The 18,046-nt window shown below is 71.1% G+C and carries 11 protein-coding genes and 1 riboswitch; of the genes, 7 read left to right on the forward strand and 4 right to left on the reverse strand.

Going from position 1 to position 18,046, the window contains the following annotated elements; translation table 11 throughout:
* Positions 1-74 precede the first annotated feature (74 nt).
* Positions 75-1,313, reverse strand: coding sequence for a YibE/F family protein (locus ABZY20_RS15975; RefSeq protein ID WP_356441985.1), 1,239 nt, complete (start codon positions 1,311-1,313; stop codon positions 75-77).
* A 783-nt stretch (positions 1,314-2,096) separates the two neighbouring features.
* A riboswitch (TPP riboswitch) is annotated at positions 2,097-2,286 on the forward strand.
* Between ABZY20_RS15975 and thiC the strand changes: the two genes are divergently transcribed.
* Positions 2,279-4,063 carry a phosphomethylpyrimidine synthase ThiC gene (thiC, locus tag ABZY20_RS15980; RefSeq protein WP_356441987.1) on the forward strand — a complete coding sequence of 595 codons (1,785 nt, stop codon included), beginning with the start codon at positions 2,279-2,281 and terminating at the stop codon, positions 4,061-4,063. (Overlaps the previous riboswitch by 8 nt.)
* A gap of 77 nt (positions 4,064-4,140) precedes the next feature.
* A complete protein-coding gene (locus ABZY20_RS15985) occupies positions 4,141-5,244 on the forward strand; it encodes a hypothetical protein (RefSeq protein ID WP_356441988.1) in 1,104 nt (367 codons plus the stop codon).
* Between the two features lie 203 nt (positions 5,245-5,447).
* Here ABZY20_RS15985 and ABZY20_RS15990 read toward each other — a convergent pair whose 3' ends face one another.
* The 3 genes from ABZY20_RS15990 to ABZY20_RS16000 all read right to left on the reverse strand — a co-directional run bounded on the left by ABZY20_RS15990 (position 5,448) and on the right by ABZY20_RS16000 (position 8,983).
* Positions 5,448-6,317: a hypothetical protein gene (locus tag ABZY20_RS15990; RefSeq protein WP_356441990.1), complete on the reverse strand. Its 870-nt coding sequence runs from the start codon at positions 6,315-6,317 to the stop codon at positions 5,448-5,450.
* 183 nt (positions 6,318-6,500) lie between these two features.
* A complete protein-coding gene (locus tag ABZY20_RS15995; RefSeq protein ID WP_356441992.1) occupies positions 6,501-7,592 on the reverse strand; it encodes a metallophosphoesterase in 1,092 nt (363 codons plus the stop codon).
* Positions 7,593-7,870: 278 nt separating this feature from the next.
* The gene (locus ABZY20_RS16000; protein ID WP_356441994.1) at positions 7,871-8,983 is read right to left on the reverse strand and encodes a LacI family DNA-binding transcriptional regulator; all 1,113 of its coding nucleotides are present in this window, start codon (positions 8,981-8,983) and stop codon (positions 7,871-7,873) included.
* A gap of 431 nt (positions 8,984-9,414) precedes the next feature.
* On the opposite strand from ABZY20_RS16000, the gene hisC reads away from it, so the two are divergent.
* The 5 genes from hisC to ABZY20_RS16025 all read left to right on the forward strand — a co-directional run bounded on the left by hisC (position 9,415) and on the right by ABZY20_RS16025 (position 17,961).
* Positions 9,415-10,494: a histidinol-phosphate transaminase gene (gene hisC / locus ABZY20_RS16005; protein WP_356441996.1), complete on the forward strand. Its 1,080-nt coding sequence runs from the start codon at positions 9,415-9,417 to the stop codon at positions 10,492-10,494.
* Positions 10,495-10,750: 256 nt separating this feature from the next.
* Positions 10,751-12,256, forward strand: coding sequence for a cytochrome ubiquinol oxidase subunit I (locus tag ABZY20_RS16010; RefSeq protein WP_356441998.1), 1,506 nt, complete (start codon positions 10,751-10,753; stop codon positions 12,254-12,256).
* Positions 12,257-12,276: 20 nt separating this feature from the next.
* A complete protein-coding gene (gene cydB / locus ABZY20_RS16015; RefSeq protein WP_356441999.1) occupies positions 12,277-13,281 on the forward strand; it encodes a cytochrome d ubiquinol oxidase subunit II in 1,005 nt (334 codons plus the stop codon).
* A 12-nt stretch (positions 13,282-13,293) separates the two neighbouring features.
* The gene (gene cydD / locus ABZY20_RS16020) at positions 13,294-16,782 is read left to right on the forward strand and encodes a thiol reductant ABC exporter subunit CydD (RefSeq protein ID WP_356442000.1); all 3,489 of its coding nucleotides are present in this window, start codon (positions 13,294-13,296) and stop codon (positions 16,780-16,782) included.
* 102 nt (positions 16,783-16,884) lie between these two features.
* Positions 16,885-17,961: a M23 family metallopeptidase gene (locus ABZY20_RS16025; protein ID WP_356442001.1), complete on the forward strand. Its 1,077-nt coding sequence runs from the start codon at positions 16,885-16,887 to the stop codon at positions 17,959-17,961.
* The last annotated feature ends 85 nt before the right edge of the window (positions 17,962-18,046 follow it).

Genomic DNA, 18,046 nt, shown 5'->3' on the forward strand with positions numbered 1-18,046 from the left:
GTGGAGGAACGCTTCACCGGATGCCGCCGCCTCTTGCAGGAACGCTTCTCTGACGCACCCGCCGCCTGTCGGCGTCAGCGCTTGCGGCGCCGGCCCCTCCCGCCCCGCACCGGTGCCGCCGCTGTCTCCGCGGCGGCGGACTCCGCTCCCGGGCGGTCGGCCGAGACCACCAGCGCCGCCAGCGCCGTGGTGACCGGCACCGACGCGACCAGGCCGATCGAACCGACCAGCGTGCGCACGATCTCCTCGGCGACCAGCTCGCTGTTGGCGACCGTGCCCACCCCGCTCTGCGCGATGGAGAACAGCAGCAGCAGCGGCAGCGCGGCACCCGCGTAGGCGAGGACGAGCGTGTTGACGACCGAGGCGATGTGGTCGCGGCCGATCCGGATGCCCGCCCGGTAGAGCCCGCGCCAGCCCATCGACGGGTTGGCCTCGTGCAGCTCCCAGACCGCCGACGTCTGCGTGACCGTGACGTCGTCGAGGACACCGAGCGAGCCGATGATGATGCCGGCGAGCAGCAGACCGCTCATGTCGATCGTCGGGTACAGGCCGTGGATCAGACCGGTGTTGTCGTCGGTGTTGCCGGTGAGCGCGGCCCAGTCGATGAACACCGAGCCGAGCAGGCCGATCAGCAACAGCGAGATGAGGGTGCCCAGTACCGCCACGGAGGTTCTGGCGGACAGGCCGTGACACATGTACAGGGCGATGAGCATGATGGCGCTCGCGCCCACCACCGCCACGACCAGCGGATTCGAGCCCTGCAGGATCGCGGGCAGGATGAAGAAGTTCAGCAGCAGGAAGCTGATGGCCAGGGAGATCAGCGCCATCAGCCCACGCAGCCGTCCGACCGCCACGACGGCGAGCGCGAAGATGCCGGCCAGCACCGTCAGAGGCAGACGGCGGTTGACGTCGGTGACCGAGTACTGCAGTTCCTTGGGCGCGGAGGGCTCGTAGGCGACCACGACCTCCTGGCCCTCGTGCAGCTGGCGGGACTGGTCGGGCTGGACGATCTCGGTGAACGTACGGCCCTTGTCCTTGCCGCTGTCGATCCGGATCGTGGCCCGCTTGCAGTCGCCGTTCTCCTGCTGCACCGCGGAGGACCCCTCGGCGGTGGAGGTGTCACCGGTCGGCGGGACGCCCTGGGCGCCGGCCTCCTGACAGCTCACCTCCACGACCTTGGTGACCGTGGCTTGCTGGGTCTGCCGGTCGAATCCGACGCCCGTGCGCTCGTGCGGCGGGGCACCGCCCGGCCACAGCACGGCGAGACCGACCAGGACCGCGGCGGCGAAGGGAATCAGGATCGCCGCGATCACCTTGCGCAGGTGCGTGGAGACGGGGGCCGCCGGACCGTGGCTGTGACTGTGCGAGTGCCCGTGGCCGCCGCCGGGCGAGGGGCCCCCCGGGCCGGGACCGTGTCCGTCACCGCCGCCATGACCATGTCCGTCACCGCCGCGGCCGTGCCCTGGCCCGTCACCGGGGCCGTGTCCGTGTCCTGGCCCGTCACCGGGGCCGTGTCCGTGTCCTGGCCCGTCACCGGGGCCGTGTCCGTGTCCTGGCCCGTCACCGGAGCCGTGCCCGTGTCCCGGCCCGACAACCGAGCCGTGCCCGTGGACGTCGTCGCCGTGCCCCTGTCCGCCCCCGGGACCCCGCCCGGGCCCGGGGCCGGCGCCGTGCGCGTCCCCGGGACCCTGTCTGCCCACAGGACCACCACCGTGCCTGGCCCCGGGGCCGTAGCCCTGTCCACCGGCCGGACCGGCACCGTGACCGTCTCCCGGCCCGGCTCCCTGGCCGCCGCCGGGTCCGTAGCCACTGGTGGGACCCGAGGAGTACCCGCCGGAAGCACCGGAGCCACGCTCAGGGCCGGTGCCGAAACGCGCACCGGGCACGGACCGCTGCCCCCGGGCAGGCGAGTGCCCGCCCCCGGCCGCGGCATCAGGGCCGCCTCCGGGGCCGTTGCCGTTTCCGGCGCCGGATCCGCGGGGCGGTTCGGGCGGTGGGTACGGAGGTCGGTTCGTCGTGGTCACCGACCGATCATCGCAAGAACGACGGGGGCCCTCTGTTCACCGCGCCAAGATTGCCGCTAGCGTGGAGGCACCTTTTGTACACGCGGGAGCTCGGAGCACCGGGCTGAGAGGGCGCTGACCTCCGTCCCAGCGATGTTTCACATGAAACATCACCGAAGTCGAGTGATGTTTCACACGGAACGTCGGCAGACGGATACCGCTGCGTCGACCGCCGAACCTGTTACCGGGTAATGCCGGCGTAGGGAGTAGGTCTCATGACCAACAAGGACGTACGCACGCCTGCCTCCGTTCAGGACACCCAGTCCGAGGAGGCCGGGAAGTCCATCGGCTGGCACAAGGCATACGTCGAGGGCACCCGCCCCGACCTGCGGGTGCCGGTCCGCCAGGTGCACCTCACCAACGGGCAGTCGGTCACGCTGTACGACACCTCCGGCCCGTACACCGATCCACTCGTCGAGACCGACGTGCGCAGGGGCCTGCCGCCGCTGCGCGAGAACTGGATCATCGCCCGCGGTGACACCGAGGAGTACGCGGGCCGTCCCGTCCGTCCCGAGGACGACGGCATCAAGCACACCGCGCCCCGGGGCGGCCTGCGCAACCTCGACGCCGTCTTCCCCGGACGGCCGCGCCAGCCGCGCCGCAGCCGGGACGGCAAGGCCGTCACCCAGCTCGCGTACGCCCGCCGCGGCGAGATCACGCCCGAGATGGAGTACGTGGCCCTCCGGGAGAACGTGGCGCCCGAGGTGGTCCGCGACGAGATCGCGGCGGGCCGGGCGGTGCTCCCGGCCAACGTCAACCACCCCGAGATCGAGCCGATGATCATCGGCAAGCGGTTCCTGGTGAAGGTCAACGCCAACATCGGCAACTCGGCCGTGACGTCCTCCATCGAGGAGGAGGTCGAGAAGATGACCTGGGCGACCCGCTGGGGCGCCGACACGGTCATGGATCTGTCCACCGGCCGCAACATCCACACCACGCGCGAGTGGGTCCTGCGCAACTCCCCCGTCCCCATCGGAACGGTGCCGCTCTACCAGGCCCTGGAGAAGGTCGACGGCCGGGCCGAGGAGCTGACCTGGGAGATCTACAAGGACACCGTCATCGAACAGGCCGAGCAGGGCGTGGACTACATGACGGTCCATGCCGGGGTGCGCCTGGCGTACGTGCCGCTCACCGCCAACCGCAAGACCGGCATCGTCTCCCGCGGCGGCTCGATCATGGCCGCCTGGTGCCTCGCGCACCACAAGGAGTCGTTCCTGTACGAGAACTTCGAGGAGCTCTGCGAGATCCTCGCCGCGTACGACGTCACGTATTCCCTCGGCGACGGTCTGCGGCCCGGGTCGATCGCGGACGCCAACGACGAGGCGCAGTTCGCCGAGTTGAGGACGCTCGGGGAACTCAACCGGATCGCGAAGCGTTTCCACGTACAGACCATGATCGAGGGCCCGGGCCACGTCCCGATGCACAAGATCAAGGAGAACATCGACCTTCAGCAGGAGATCTGCGATGAAGCCCCGTTCTATACGCTCGGCCCGCTGACCACGGACGTCGCTCCGGCGTACGACCACATCACCTCCGGCATCGGCGCCGCGATGATCGCCTGGTGGGGCACGGCGATGCTGTGTTACGTCACGCCCAAGGAGCACCTGGGTCTGCCGAACCGTGACGACGTCAAGACCGGCGTCATCACCTACAAGATCGCCGCCCACGCAGCCGACCTCGCCAAGGGGCACCCGGGTGCCCAGGAGTGGGACGACGCACTGTCGGACGCCCGGTTCGAGTTCCGGTGGGAGGACCAGTTCAACCTCGCCCTCGACCCTGACACGGCACGGGAGTTCCACGACGAGACCCTGCCGGCGGAGCCCGCCAAGACGGCTCACTTCTGCTCGATGTGCGGTCCCAAGTTCTGCAGCATGAAGATCTCGCAGGACATCCGCCGGGAACACGGCGGCACCCGAACGGAGATCGAGGAGGGCATGGCCCAGAAGTCGAAGGAGTTCGCGGCCAGCGGCAACCGCGTGTACCTGCCGATCGCGGACTGACCCGGCCCTCCTTACGACCCCGTCACGGAACCAGCACGGCGGCACCGGCCCGGCCCAAGATCCCTAAGGTCACAGGCATGGACGGGATCGATGTGGTCAACGGCGTCGTGGGCGCCGCCCTCGGCATGGTGTTCGCCGTGCTGTTCCAGCAACCGCTGCAAAACGCGTGGTTCCGGTTGCGCAGACGCTCGGCGAGCGCGATCCGGAGCCGCGGGCGCGGGGAGGAGTCGGCGCCCGCCTGGCAGACGTTCTCCCTGGGCCCGCTCCACACGTCCGCTCTGATCGTCGAAGGCGACGGAGAGCTCCCCATATCGAGCGACACCGTCCATGTGCACGTACTCGACGAGGAGGTGACGCTGCCCCCGGACATGGCGGCCTGGCGGGACGAGATCGCCGAGGAGAGCGAGCGACTGCGGGCGGACGGGCGGAGTCCCCTGTGGAACGGCCCCCGGTACGCGGTCGAGTCGCTCGACGTCTCGCGCACGGCGCTGGAGGAGCGGCCCGAGGTCCATCTGCGTCTGCGGCCGACCGACTACTACACCTTCCTCGCCGCCCAGCAACTCGACCGCCGGCTGCCGGACGGCACGACACCCCGGTCGCGTTATCTGGACCCGGAAAGGCCGCTCGACGCCCCGGCCTTCCTGCAGTGCAGCTTCGCGGTCAACGTCGCGGTGGTCACCGCCGACGACATGCTCGTGGTGACCCGGCGCAGCGACCGGGTCCGGGTGGCCCCGGGCGTCTGGAACTCCTCGGTCAACGAGGGCCTGTCACGGCACATCGACTCGTCGGGCAGGAGCGCGCCGGACCTGCATGCCGTGGCCCGCCGCGGCATGCGGGAGGAACTCTCCCTGGAAGCCCACGAGTACCCGCTCGACCTGCTGGCCTTCGTACTGGACGTGGAGCGGAGGCATTGGAGCGCGCACTTCTACGCCAGGCTGCACGAACTGCGGAGCACGGATCTGCAGACCCGGATGAGCAGAGGCGTCGCCGACCGCTGGGAGCACCAGACGATCGACTTCGTCCCCTTCCGCCCGGCGGCGGTCGTCCGGTACCTGGTGCGCGAGGACCGTGTCCACCGGTGGGCGCCGACCGCACCGGCGCTCTTCCACCTCGCGCTGGTGCACGCCTTCAGCCGCCGCACGGTCGAGCGGGTCGAGGCACAGGTCCTGCGCCGTCTGTGAGGAAGCGGGCGCTCGGCGAAGCGGGCACCGGCGGGCGGCTCGTTCTCCACCTGCATCGCGACATCCGACACCCGGCCGGGGCCCGGCTTGCGCTCCCTGAAGCCGGCACCCGAACCGGTACCCGAAGGGGAGCGCAAGCCGACGGACGCCGGCATGAGCGCCGACGGCTCCGACGGCTTCAATGGCTCTGAAGGCTCCGACGGCTACTCCGGTTGGTGTTCCGGGCCTCCGAAGTCCGGGCTGGTGTAGTCCGGGCTGCTGAAGCTCGGCCGCGAGCCGCCGCGGTGGCCGTCGTCCGGGCTGGTGAAGCCCGGGCGGTCGTAGCCGAGGTGCGGTATGCGGCTGACCGGCGTCGTCGGGGACGTGTGGTGCAGGGCAGCGGCCGCGCCCGGGTCCGCGAGCGCTTCCCTCAGGAAGGGCAGGACGCCCCGCTCCAGAAGGGCAGCGCGCCAGGCTTCCCTGGCCCGGGCCACCTCCCTGTGCAACTCGTCGTACGGACCGCCTTCGGCCGACGGCTTGTTGCGCAGGGCGGTGAGCAGCAGACCCACGGCGGCGACGAGGATCGCGACCGCGGTGACGGCGCCGAAGACCCAGCCCGTGGTGAGCATGGTCCGGGCGAACGCCTGCCCCGGGTCGAGCATCCGCAGGACGTAGCCGACGAGCAGGAAGATCGCCGCCGCGGTGCCGGCCAGGACGGGTGCCAGGACGGCGACGACGGCGACGGCGCCCGCGCCGGCGGTCTCGGCGACCTCTCCCATGGTGGCGGCGATGCCTCCCGCGCCCGTGCCCGGCTCGGACGAGCCGGACGCGCGTACGGACGCCGGGTCGGTCGACGCCGGCTGGCGCAGTTCGTCGCGGACCTTGACGTAGTGCTGGTACTCGGTCGCCGCGGCGGCCGTGATGAGTGCGGTGGCGCTGAGCGCCATGGTGCGCAGTTGCTCGGGGTTGAGCCGCTGTCCGACAGCGGCCAGTTCCGGACGGTGTGGTGCGGAGCGCAGCGCCTCATCGAGGAGCCGCTCGTAGTCCTGGCGGTCCTCGCTCAGCAGGTGCTGCGGAACGCTGTTCATGTGCATCCCCCGATGCTCCGTAGGGCTTGGGGCTCGGCATGCTGACGAGCCGTCGGGCAGAAACGGAGGGGAGCCTGCTACGGATAAGCCGATGGTAGAGCGGTGACGGTGGCCGGTGACAGGGGGTTTACCGAAATTGGCCCGTCACCGGTCCGGTCCTGTGACGGCCGGCGCCTGACCTGTGAACGGTCACGAGGGCAGCGGCAGTTGCTGGACCAGCAGCTTTCCGGCCATGGTCACACCGCCGTCCATCGCGATGGCGAGTCCGTCGGCGTAGACGTGCGGTCCTTCGACGACGGGGTCGCCCCTGTCCTCGTCCTCCTCGGAGCCGACCTCGCCCACCAGATACGGAATCGGGCTGTGGCCGTGAACGACGCGGGTGCCGCCGTACGTATCGAGCAGGGAGCGCACGGCGTCCGCGCCGCCCTCGTCGCGGAAGGAGAACCGCTTGGTGAACTTGCGGAACAGGTCCCAGACCTCGTCCGCGTCGTTGCGCGTGAGCGTCTCGCGGACGGTGTCGTTGACCTCTTCGATGGAGCGGCCGTAGTCGAGGTAGGCGGTGGTGTCGGAGTGCACGAGCAGATGGCCGTCGACCTCCTCGACGGCGTCAAGCCGGGCCATCCACTGCAGGTGGTGGTCCTGGAGGCGGTCCATGTCGGTCTTCTGGCCGCCGTTGAGCAGCCAGGCCGCCTGGAAGGTGGCGGTGCCGGCCCCGGAGTTGACGGGGGTGTCGCCGAACCGCTTGGCGCCGAGCAGGAGCAGTTCGTGGTTGCCCATGAGCGCCTTGCAGTAGCCGCCGGCCGCCGCGGCCTCGGCGGACAGCCGCATCACCAGGTCGATGACGCCGATGCCGTCCGGTCCGCGGTCGGTGAAGTCGCCGAGGAACCACAGGCGTGCGGTGCCGGCGCACCAGTTGCCCGCCGCGTCGAGCAGGCCCTTCTCCTGGAGGGCGGTCACCAGCTGGTCGAGGTAGCCGTGCACGTCGCCCACGACGTACAGCGGGCCCTGCCCGGTGGTGGTCTGTGGGGCCGCGGCGTTCTCGGGATCGACGGTCACCTGGACAGTGTCACCCCGGTTGATGACGGGAAGGTCGCGCTGGGTCGGCGTGTAGCCCTCGGGGTAGGTCTCCTCGGGCGGCGGGGCGACCTCGCCGGGGTGGGCGCTGTGGACGTACGGGCCGGTCTCGTGGACGTACGCGGGCACCCGGAAGTCGCGCAACGTCGCCGTACGCTCCACCTCGGGTCCCTGACCGGCCCCCTGAGTCATCGACCCCTCCACCATCGCGCCGCATCTGCACCGCATCGGACTGCCTGGTCGTAGCGGTCCGCCGGTGTCGTGGGCCCATCATAGGAATGCGGATCGCGCCATGTGATGACCCAGGGGTGGTGAATCAGAGCAAGACTCCGGTTCACTGCGGCTTTCGCCCCGATTGGGTCGGGCTTCGACCGTCGTGTGACCGTCCTCGCTCGCGTGCTCTGCGCGAGAACGGCCCCGTCTCTCCGGGGGACCGGCCCCGTTTCTCCCCGGAGGGCGACCTTCCCTCGCTCCGGAGGGGGACCTCACGTCTTCTCGGGTGACCGCGGCGGGCTGACCGTCGTGCGCGGCGGCCGTCGCTCGGACGACGTGCGCACGATCAGCTCCGTCGGTATCACCTGCTCGACCGTGCGGTCGGACTCCACGCCCTCGATGGCGTCGATGAGCAGTTGCACCACCGCCGTGCCGATGCGCCGCGGCTTCAGGGAGAGCGTGGTGATCGGCGGCTCGGTGTTGGCGTACACGGTGGACTCGCTGCAGCACACCAGCAGCAGGTCGTCGGGGACGCGCAGGCCGTAGCGGCGGGCGGCGGCGAGCAGGTCGGTGCCGTTCGGGTCGAACAGGCCGTAGACCGCGTCGGGCCGGTCGGGGCGCGCGAGCAGCCGGTCGGCGGCGACGGCGCCCGCGCACGGATCGTGCGCCGGGTAGGCCTCGTACACCGGATCCTGGCCGACCCGCTCGCACCAGCGCAGGTACGCGGTGGTCGACAGGTGTGTGTACGTGTCCGTGCTGGTGCCGGTCAGCAGGCCGATGCGGCGGGCGCCGGCGTCGGCCAGGTGGTCGAGGATGCCGAGGACGGCGGCCTCGTGGTCGTTGTCGACCCAGGCCGTGACCGGCAGTGCGCCGGCCGGGCGTCCGTCGGAGACGACCGGCAGGCCCTGCCGGACGAGTTCGCTGACCACCGGGTCCTGGTCGGAGGGGTCGATGACGACCGTGCCGTCCAGGGCGACGTTCGACCACACGTCGTGGCGGGAGGTCGCGGGCAGGATGACCAGCGCGTAGCCGCGGGCGAGTGCGGCGGAGGTGGCGGCGCGGGCCATCTCGGCGAAGTACGCGAACTCGGTGAAGGTGAAAGGTTCATCCCCGTACGTGGTGACGGTCAGGCCGATGAGGCCCGACTTCCCGGTACGGAGGGTCCGGGCGGCGGCCGACGGGCGGTAGCCGAGCCGGTCGGCCACCTCACGGACGTGGCGCCGGGTGGCGTCCGGGAGCCGGCCCTTGCCGTTGAGGGCGTCGGAGACGGTCGTGATGGAGACGCCGGCGGCGGCGGCCACGTCTCTGATTCCCGCCCGACCCGGCCGGCTGCCTCGCCGTGAGGTTTCCGCGCGGCTCACCTGGTGCTTCCCTGCTGCTGTCATGGCGAGCCGATAGTAGGGCTCATGCGGTGGGGTAGTGCGGACGCATATGCACGCGTTGACAGGCACGTTTCTGCATGATCATTAATGCTCAATTGCATGCGAAACAAAGGGGGTTGAGCGCTCCCATGGCAGTACGTGGCGTGCCGACGCGCACGGGCCTGGCGAGTGGCCGATGTTGCGAAGAGGTCTCAACTCACCTGCACGGGTGATGCGCGCCAGGGCGTGCACCACCGGCGCGTAGATATATGTGAGGCGCGCCCCCGTATTAGTACGCCTTCGTACAGCGATGCCCCTGATGCCGGTGGGGCGAGGGAGACGGACGCTCACAGCTCCGTCGTGGCTATACGCAGCGGCGCCGAATCCTCATAAGGTGAGGAGTATTGGATGTCGGCGGCGGTCATGGGCCGCCGGTCTTCACGAGGAGGACTGCGGTGAGCGAGACGAGCCCGAAGCTGCGCGCCGAGCTGGAGGGGATCCCCACCTACAAGCCGGGCAAGCCGGCCGCGGCAGGCGGACCCGTGGCCTACAAGCTGTCCTCCAACGAGAACCCGTACCCGCCGCTGCCCGGTGTGATGGAGAGGGTGACGGCGGCGGCCTGCTCCTTCAACCGTTACCCGGACATGGCCTGCACGGCGCTGATGAACGAGCTGTCCGATCGGTTCGGCGTGCCCCTCTCCCACCTGTCCACCGGCACCGGGTCGGTCGGTGTCGCCCAGCAGCTGATCCAGGCCACCTCCGGTCCCGGTGACGAGGTGATCTACGCCTGGCGCTCCTTCGAGGCCTACCCGATCATCACGCAGATCAGCGGCGCCACCTCGGTGAAGGTGCCGCTGACCTCCGGTGATGTGCACGACCTCGACGCGATGGCCGAGGCGATCACCGACCGGACCCGGCTGATCTTCGTCTGCAACCCCAACAACCCGACCGGCACGGTGGTGCGGCGGGCGGAGCTGGAGCGCTTCCTCGACCGGGTCCCCGCCGACGTGCTGGTGGTGCTCGACGAGGCCTACCGCGAGTTCATCCGCGACCCCGAGGTGCCGGACGGAGTCGAGATCTACCGCGACCGGCCCAACGTCTGCGTCCTGCGGACCTTCTCCAAGGCGTACGGCCTGGCCGGGCTGCGTGTCGGGTTCGCCATCGCGCACGACCCGGTGGCCGCGGCGCTGCGCAAGACGGCGGTGCCGTTCGGCGTGAGCCAGATCGCGCAGGAGGCGGCGATCGCCTCGCTGCGGGCCGAGGACGAGTTGCTCGGCCGGGTGGGCTCGCTGGTGTGTGAGCGCACTCGCGTGGTCGACGGACTGCGCGCCCAGGGCTGGACGGTGCCGGAGACCCAGGCCAACTTCGTGTGGCTGCGGCTGGGGGAGAGCACGGTGCCGTTCGCGGAGGTGTGTGAGCAGGCGGGCGTGGTGATCCGGCCGTTCCCTGGTGAGGGTGTGCGGGTCACCGTCGGGGAGGCCGAGGCGAACGACATCTTCCTGAAGGTGGCGGAAGGCTTCCGCAAAGAGGTCTGAGGGCTGAGCAGAGCCCGGTGTGCAGAGCCGGTCGGCGTTCCCTCGCCGACCGGCTCTGCGGGTTCCGGGCCCCTGTCGCACCGGGTCATCGAGGCCCGGCGGACGCCTGTTTCACGTGAAACCGCAACCTCTGTGACGAAGCGCACCCCTGCGAATCGGCCGTCACCAGGGGACCCCCGCCATGGCTCGAAAGTGCGTGCTGCATAATGGCTTGTGAATGTGAACGCTTTCACAAGCGTAGGTAAGGAGCGGCGACGTGGACCTGGCTTTGGCGCCGGAGACCCTGGCGCGATGGCAGTTCGGCATCACCACCGTCTACCACTTTCTGTTCGTCCCCCTGACGATCTCGCTGGCCGCACTCACGGCCGGACTGCAGACCGCCTGGGTGCGGACGGAGAAGGAGAAGTACCTCCGGGCCACGAAGTTCTGGGGCAAGCTCTTCCTGATCAACATCGCGATGGGGGTGGTCACCGGCATCGTGCAGGAGTTCCAGTTCGGCATGAACTGGTCCGACTACTCGCGCTTCGTCGGTGACGTCTTCGGTGCGCCGCTCGCCTTCGAGGCACTGATCGCCTTCTTCTTCGAGTCCACCTTCATCGGCCTGTGGATCTTCGGCTGGGACAAGCTGCCCAAGAAGATCCACCTGGCCTGCATCTGGATGGTCGCGATCGGCACGCTGCTGTCGGCGTACTTCATCCTCGCCGCGAACTCCTGGATGCAGCACCCGGTCGGCTACCGGATCAACGAGCAGAAGGGGCGGGCCGAGCTCACCGACTTCTGGCTGGTGCTGACCCAGAACACCACGCTCAACCAGGTCTTCCACAGCTTCTCCGCGGCCTTCCTCACGGGCGGCGCCTTCATGGTCGGGATCGCCGCCTTCCACCTGCTGCGCAAGAAGCACATCCCGGTGATGCGCACCTCCCTCCGGCTCGGCCTGGTCACCGTCGCGGTCGGCGGCCTGCTCACCGCGGTCAGCGGCGACACCCTGGGCAAGGTCATGTACGAGCAGCAGCCGATGAAGATGGCCGCTGCCGAGGCGCTGTGGGACGGCGAGAAGCCGGCGCCCTTCTCGGTGTTCGCCTACGGGGACGTCGACGAGGGCCACAACAAGGTCGCCCTGGAGATCCCCGGCCTGCTCTCCTTCCTGGCGCACAGCGACTTCGAGTCCTACGTGCCGGGCATCAACGACACCAACAAGGCCCTTCAGGAGAAGTTCGGGCCCGGTGACTACAAGCCCATCGTCCCCGTCGCCTACTGGGGCTTCCGCTGGATGATCGGCTTCGGCATGGCGTCGTTCTCCATCGGCCTGCTGGGGCTGTGGCTCACGCGGAAGAAGTTCCTGCTGCCGGCCGCCTGGCGGACCGGGGAGGACGAAGTGCCGCATCTCGTCCTGTTCCGGGAGCCGCTCCGGCCGCGACTCACCCGTCTGTACTGGCTCGCGGCGGTCTGGACGATGGCCTTCCCGCTGATCGCCAACTCCTGGGGCTGGATCTTCACCGAGATGGGCCGCCAGCCGTGGGTCGTCTACGGCCTGTTCCAGACGCGTGACGCGGTCTCCCCCGGTGTCTCCCAGGCCGAGGTCCTCACCTCGATGATCATCTTCACCGCGCTGTACGCGATCCTCGCCGTGATCGAGGTCAAGCTGCTGGTCAAGTACGTCAAGGCCGGACCGCCGGAGCTCACCGAGGCCGACCTCAACCCGCCCACGAAGATCGGCGGCGACCCCCGTGACGCCGACAAGCCGATGGCCTTCTCGTACTAGGCCGAGGGAGCTGCACAGTCATGGAACTGCACGACGTCTGGTTCGTCCTGATCGCCGTCCTGTGGACCGGCTACTTCTTCCTGGAGGGCTTCGACTTCGGGGTCGGGGTGCTCACGAAGCTGCTCGCCCGCAACCGGCCCGAGAAGCGCGTGCTGATCAACACGATCGGGCCCGTCTGGGACGGCAACGAGGTGTGGCTGCTCACGGCGGGCGGCGCGACCTTCGCCGCGTTCCCCGAGTGGTACGCCACGCTCTTCTCCGGGTTCTACCTGCCGCTGCTGCTCATCCTGGTCTGCCTCATCGTCCGGGGCGTGGCCTTCGAGTACCGTGCGAAGCGGCCCGAGGAGGACTGGCAGCGCAACTGGGAGACGGCGATCTTCTGGACCTCGCTGCTCCCCGCGTTCCTGTGGGGCGTGGCCTTCGGCAACATCGTGCGCGGCGTGAAGATCGACCAGGACTTCAACTACGCCGGCTCCGTCCTGGACCTGCTCAACCCGTACGCGCTGCTGGGCGGGCTGGTCACCCTGACGCTGTTCACCTTCCACGGGGCGGTGTTCGTCGGGCTGAAGACCGTGGGGGAGATCCGGGAGCGGGCGCGGACGCTGGCGCTGCGCGTCGGGCTGCTGACCGCGCTGCTCGCACTCGTCTTCCTGCTGTGGACGCAGGTGGAGCGGGGCGACGGGGCCTCGTTCGTCGCGGCGGTCGCGGCCGTGGCCTCGCTCCTCGTGGCGCTGGCCGCGGCGCGGGCCGGGCGTGAGGGCTGGGCGTTCGCCCTGTCGGGACTCACCATCGTGGCCACGGTGGCGATGCTGTTCCTGACGCTGTTCCCGAACGTCATGCCCTCGACGCTGAACCCGGACTGGAGCCTGACGGTCACCAACGCCTCGTCCAGCCCGTACACGCTGAAGATCATGACCTGGTGTGCCGTGGTGGCGACCCCCATCGTGATGCTCTACCAGGGCTGGACGTACTGGGTCTTCCGCAAGCGGATCGGTACGCAGCACATCGCCGAGCCCGCGCACTGAGGTGTGTTTCACGTGAAACCAATCGATCCGCGTCTCCTCCGGTACACCCGTGCCACCCGCGGCTTCCTGGTGGCGGTCGTCGCCCTGGGCGCCGTGGGTGCGGGGCTGGTCATCGCGCAGGCCATGCTCATCGCCGAGGTCGTGGTCGGCGCCTTCCAGCACCGTATGCCGGCGTCCGAACTCACCACTCCCCTGCTGCTGTTGGTCGCTGTCGCGGCCGGACGGGCGGTGGTGGGCTGGCTCACCGAGCTCGCCGCGCACCGGGCGAGCGCGGCGGTCAAGTCGGAACTGCGGGGGCGGCTGCTGGAGCGTGCCGCCCGGCTGGGGCCGGGCTGGCTCAGCGGGCAGCGGACCGGTTCGCTGGTCGCCCTGGCCACCCGGGGCGTCGACGCCCTCGACGACTACTTCTCGCGGTATCTGCCGCAGTTGGGTCTCGCGGTGGTCGTGCCCGTGGCGGTGCTGGCGCGGATCGTCACCGAGGACTGGGTCTCCGCGGCCATCATCGTGGGGACGCTTCCGCTCATCCCGGTCTTCATGATGCTGATCGGCTGGGCCACCCAGTCCCGGATGGACCGTCAGTGGCGGCTGCTGTCGCGGCTGTCCGGGCACTTCCTGGACGTCGTCGCGGGCTTGCCGACGCTGAAGGTGTTCGGCCGGGCCAAGGCGCAGGCCGAGTCGATCCGGCGGATCACCGGCGAGTACCGGCGGGCGACCATGCGGACGCTCCGGATCGCCTTCCTGTCCTCCTTCGCGCTGGAACTGCTCGCGACGATCTCGGTGGCCCTGGTCGCCGTGACCATCGGCATGCGGCTGGTGCACGGCGAGATGGACCTGTACATCGGCCTGGTCATCCTGATCCTGGCTCCGGAGGCGTATCTGCCGTTGCGGCAGGTCGGGGCGCAGTACCACGCGGCGGCGGAGGGCCTGGCCGCGGCAGAGGAGATCTTCGAGGTCCTGGAGACCCCCGTCCCGGAGTCCGGCTGCGAGCCCGTGCCCGAGGGTGCGCTGGCCTTCGAGGGGGTGACCGTCCGGTACCCGGGGCGGTCGGCGGACGCCGTCAGTGACGTGTCCTTCACCGTCGAACCCGGCGAGACGGTCGCCCTGGTCGGCCCGAGCGGCGCCGGCAAGTCGACGCTGCTGCACGCCCTGCTCGGCTTCGTGCGGCCGGCCGAAGGACGGATCGGTGTCGGGGGAGTCGACCTCACCGACGCCGACCTGGAGCAGTGGCGGTCCCGGATCGCGTGGGTGCCGCAGCGGCCGCATCTGTACGCCGGGACGATCGCCGAGAACGTACGGCTGGCGCGGCCCGGCGCGGACGACGAGGCGGTCAGGCGGGCGCTGTGCGACGCCGGGGCGCTGGAGTTCGTGGACGCCCTGCCCGAGGGCGCCGGCACTCTGCTCGGTGAGGACGGTGCCGGGCTGTCCGCCGGGCAGCGGCAGCGGCTCGCCCTGGCCCGGGCGTTCCTCGCGGACCGGCCCGTGCTGCTGCTCGACGAGCCGACGGCGGCGCTGGACGGGGCCACCGAGGCCGAGGTCGTGACAGCCGTGCGGCGCCTGGCGGCAGGGCGGACGGTGCTGCTCGTCGTGCACCGGCCGGCGCTGCTGGAGGTGGCCGACCGGGTGGTCCGGCTGGAGGAACCCGGGACGGCCGCCGCGACCGTGGTGCGTCCCGCCGCCCGCAAGCGCACACCGCGCCCGGTGGAGGCCGAGCTGCCCGCTCGGGCGACGGTCGCCCGGCAGCAGCCCGTTTCCGGCGGTGTTCTCGCACGCGTCCGCGCCATGTCCGGTGCCCGGCGCGGCCGGTTCGGACTCGCGCTGCTGCTCGGCAGCCTCGCGCTGGGCAGTGCCGTGGGACTGATGGCCACCTCGGGATGGCTGATCTCCCGGGCCTCGCAGCAGCCGCCCGTGCTCTACCTGATGATGGCCGTGACGGCGACGCGGGCCTTCGGCATCGGACGGGCCGTGTTCCGGTACGCCGAGCGGCTGGTGTCGCACGACGCCGTGCTGCGGATGCTCGCGGACACCAGGGTGGCGGTGTTCCGCAGGCTGGAGCGGCTGGCGCCGGCCGGGCTGCGCAACGCCCGCCGTGGCGACCTGCTCTCCCGCCTGGTGGCGGACGTCGACGCGCTGCAGGACTACTGGCTGCGCTGGCTGCTGCCGGCCGGGGCGGCGGTCGTGGTGTCGGCCGCCTCCGTCGGATTCACGGCGTGGCTGCTGCCCGAGGCCGGAGCGGTGCTCGCGGCCGGACTGCTGGCCGCCGGTGTCGGCGTGCCGCTGGTCACCGGCGCCGTCGCCCGCCGGGCCGAGCACCGGCTGGCCCCCGCCCGCGGCGTGCTGGCGACGCGGGTGGCCGACCTGCTCACCGGCACCGCGGAACTGACCGTGGCCGGTGCCCTGCCCGCGCGGACCGCCCAGGCGCGGGAGGCGGACGGGGTGCTCACCCGGATCGCCGCGCGTGCCGCCACCGCCACCGCCCTCGGCGACGGACTCACCGCCCTGATCTCCGGCCTCACCGTCACGGCCGCCGCGCTGGCCGGTGCGCAGGCGGTCGCCGCCGGGCGGCTGGACGGCGTGGCCATGGCCGTCGTCGTCCTCACTCCGCTGGCCGCCTTCGAGGCCGTGCTGGGGCTGCCGCTGGCCGTGCAGTACCGGCAGCGGGTGCGCCGGAGCGCGGAGCGGGTGCACGAGGTGCTGGACGCCCCGGAGCCCGTGGCGGAGCCGGAGCGGCCCCGGCAGGCACCCGCCGCCCCGTTCCCGGTGGTCCTGAAGGACCTGACCGCCCGGCACGCCGGGCAGGACCGGGAGGCCCTCGCCGGGTTCGGCCTGACCCTCGACGAGGGCCGCCGGGTCGCCGTCGTCGGACCCTCGGGCGCCGGCAAGACGACCCTGGCGCAGACGCTGCTGCGGTTCCTCGACGCGGAGGCGGGCACGTACACGCTGGCCGGTGTGGACGCGTACGCGCTGCACAGTGACGACGTACGGAAGCTCGTCGGGCTGTGCGCACAGGACGCGCACCTCTTCGACAGCTCGCTGCGCGAGAACCTGCTGCTCGCCCGGAAGGACGCCACCGAGGACGATCTGCGCGCCGCGCTCGGCCGCGCCCGGCTGCTGGACTGGGCCGACGGCCTGCCGGACGGGCTCGACACGCTCGTCGGCGAGCACGGGGCCCGGCTGTCGGGCGGTCAGCGGCAGCGGCTGGCCCTGGCCCGGGCGCTGCTCGCGGACTTCCCCGTCCTGGTGCTCGACGAGCCCGCCGAGCATCTCGACCTGCCCACCGCAGACGCCCTCACGGCCGACCTGCTGGCCGCCACCGAAGGCCGCACGACCCTGCTCATCACGCACCGGCTGGCCGGTCTCGAGGCGGTGGACGAGGTGATCGTGCTGGACCGGGGACGGGTCGTGCAGCGCGGCCCGTACGCGGAGCTGGTGGCGGTGGACGGGCCGTTGCGGGGAATGGCGCAGCGGGAGGCGGCGTCGGAGGCCCTCGTGGGAGCCCTCTGACGCGCCGCGGCGGGGCCCGGGCTGATCCGTTCGGAGCAGCCCGTCCCCCGCCCGTACGACGAGAACAGGACCGGACCGGCGGGCCGGGTGACGATCGCTGACATGCGTTCATATCGCCGTTATCGCCTGCTGGTTCCGGTCCTGCTGTGCGCGCTGGCCGCCCTCGCGGCCGGTCCCCACTCGGCCGACGAGGAACCCGGCGGCGGCACCGATGCCGGCGGTGCGGACCTGCCTGCCGGTGGCCTCAGCGCCGACGTGCTGCGGTTGTACGAGGAGGCCGCGGTCGCGACCCAGCAGTACGAGGCCGGCCGCAAGGAGGCCGACGAGCAACGGGCCAAGGCCGAGCGGGCCGAGGAACTGCTGGACAGGACGCGGCAGCACGTCGCCGCGCTCCACGAGGACCTGGGCCGGATCGCCCGGGCGCAGTACCGCGGCAGCGGCGGCCTGCCCGTGGCCGCGCAGATGATCCTCGCCGACAGCCCCGACGACCTGATGCGCGGTCAGCACGCCTTCTCACAGGCGGATCTGGCCCTGAACAACGCGATCGCCAAGAACCGCCGGGCGGAGGCACGCCTGGCCGCCGACGAGGCCGCGGCCGCGGCCGAGTGGCAGGCGCTGGACAAGCGGAACACCCAGCTCGAGGCCCTGAAGACCGGCATCGAGCAGAAACTCGAGGCCGCCCGCTCGGAGCTCCAGGGACGCGCGGAGGCCGCGGTCGCCGCAGGCTCCTGCCGCGGTGCCGTCCGGCTCGACCAGCCGGATACGGGGTTCGCCAGCGCGTGGGTCACCCCGGTGGAGACGTACGAGCTGTCCTCGTCGTACGGCAGCGGTGGTTCCCGGTGGGCGAACCGGCACACCGGTCAGGACTTCGCGGTGCCGATCGGCACGCCGGTGCGTGCCGTCGGCGAGGGCCGGGTGGTGCGGGTGTCCTGCGGCGGTGCCTTCGGCATCGAGATCGTGCTCAAGCACCCGGGCGGCTACTACACGCAGTACGCCCATCTCGCGTCCGTGGCGGTCGACGAGGGGGAGCATGTCGCTCCCGGCCAGTGGATCGGCCAGTCGGGCAGCACCGGCAACTCCACCGGTCCGCATCTGCACTTCGAGACCCGGGTGACGCCGGAGATGGGTTCGGCGGTGAACCCGGCATCCTGGCTGGCGGAACGCGGGGTGACGCTCTGAAGCAAGCCACCCCGCGCGGAGTTGAGCGGCTCGCTCGGCCACCGGCTCGCTCGGCCACCGGCCCGCTCGGGCCACCGGCCCGCTC

It is taken from the genome of Streptomyces sp. NPDC006624 (genome assembly GCF_040611555.1).
Lineage (GTDB): Bacteria > Actinomycetota > Actinomycetes > Streptomycetales > Streptomycetaceae > Streptomyces.

Excerpts from the sequence above, each read along its gene's own strand:
- ABZY20_RS15990 (WP_356441990.1), bottom strand. The coding sequence starts at position 6,317 with ATGCACATGAACAGCGTTCCGCAGCACCTGCTGAGCGAGGACCGCCAG.
- ABZY20_RS16000 (WP_356441994.1), bottom strand. The coding sequence starts at position 8,983 with ATGACAGCAGCAGGGAAGCACCAGGTGAGCCGCGCGGAAACCTCACGG.
- ABZY20_RS16025 (WP_356442001.1), top strand. The coding sequence starts at position 16,885 with ATGCGTTCATATCGCCGTTATCGCCTGCTGGTTCCGGTCCTGCTGTGC.
- ABZY20_RS15995 (WP_356441992.1), bottom strand. The coding sequence starts at position 7,592 with ATGGTGGAGGGGTCGATGACTCAGGGGGCCGGTCAGGGACCCGAGGTG.
- thiC (WP_356441987.1), top strand. The coding sequence starts at position 2,279 with ATGACCAACAAGGACGTACGCACGCCTGCCTCCGTTCAGGACACCCAG.
- cydB (WP_356441999.1), top strand. The coding sequence starts at position 12,277 with ATGGAACTGCACGACGTCTGGTTCGTCCTGATCGCCGTCCTGTGGACC.
- ABZY20_RS15985 (WP_356441988.1), top strand. The coding sequence starts at position 4,141 with ATGGACGGGATCGATGTGGTCAACGGCGTCGTGGGCGCCGCCCTCGGC.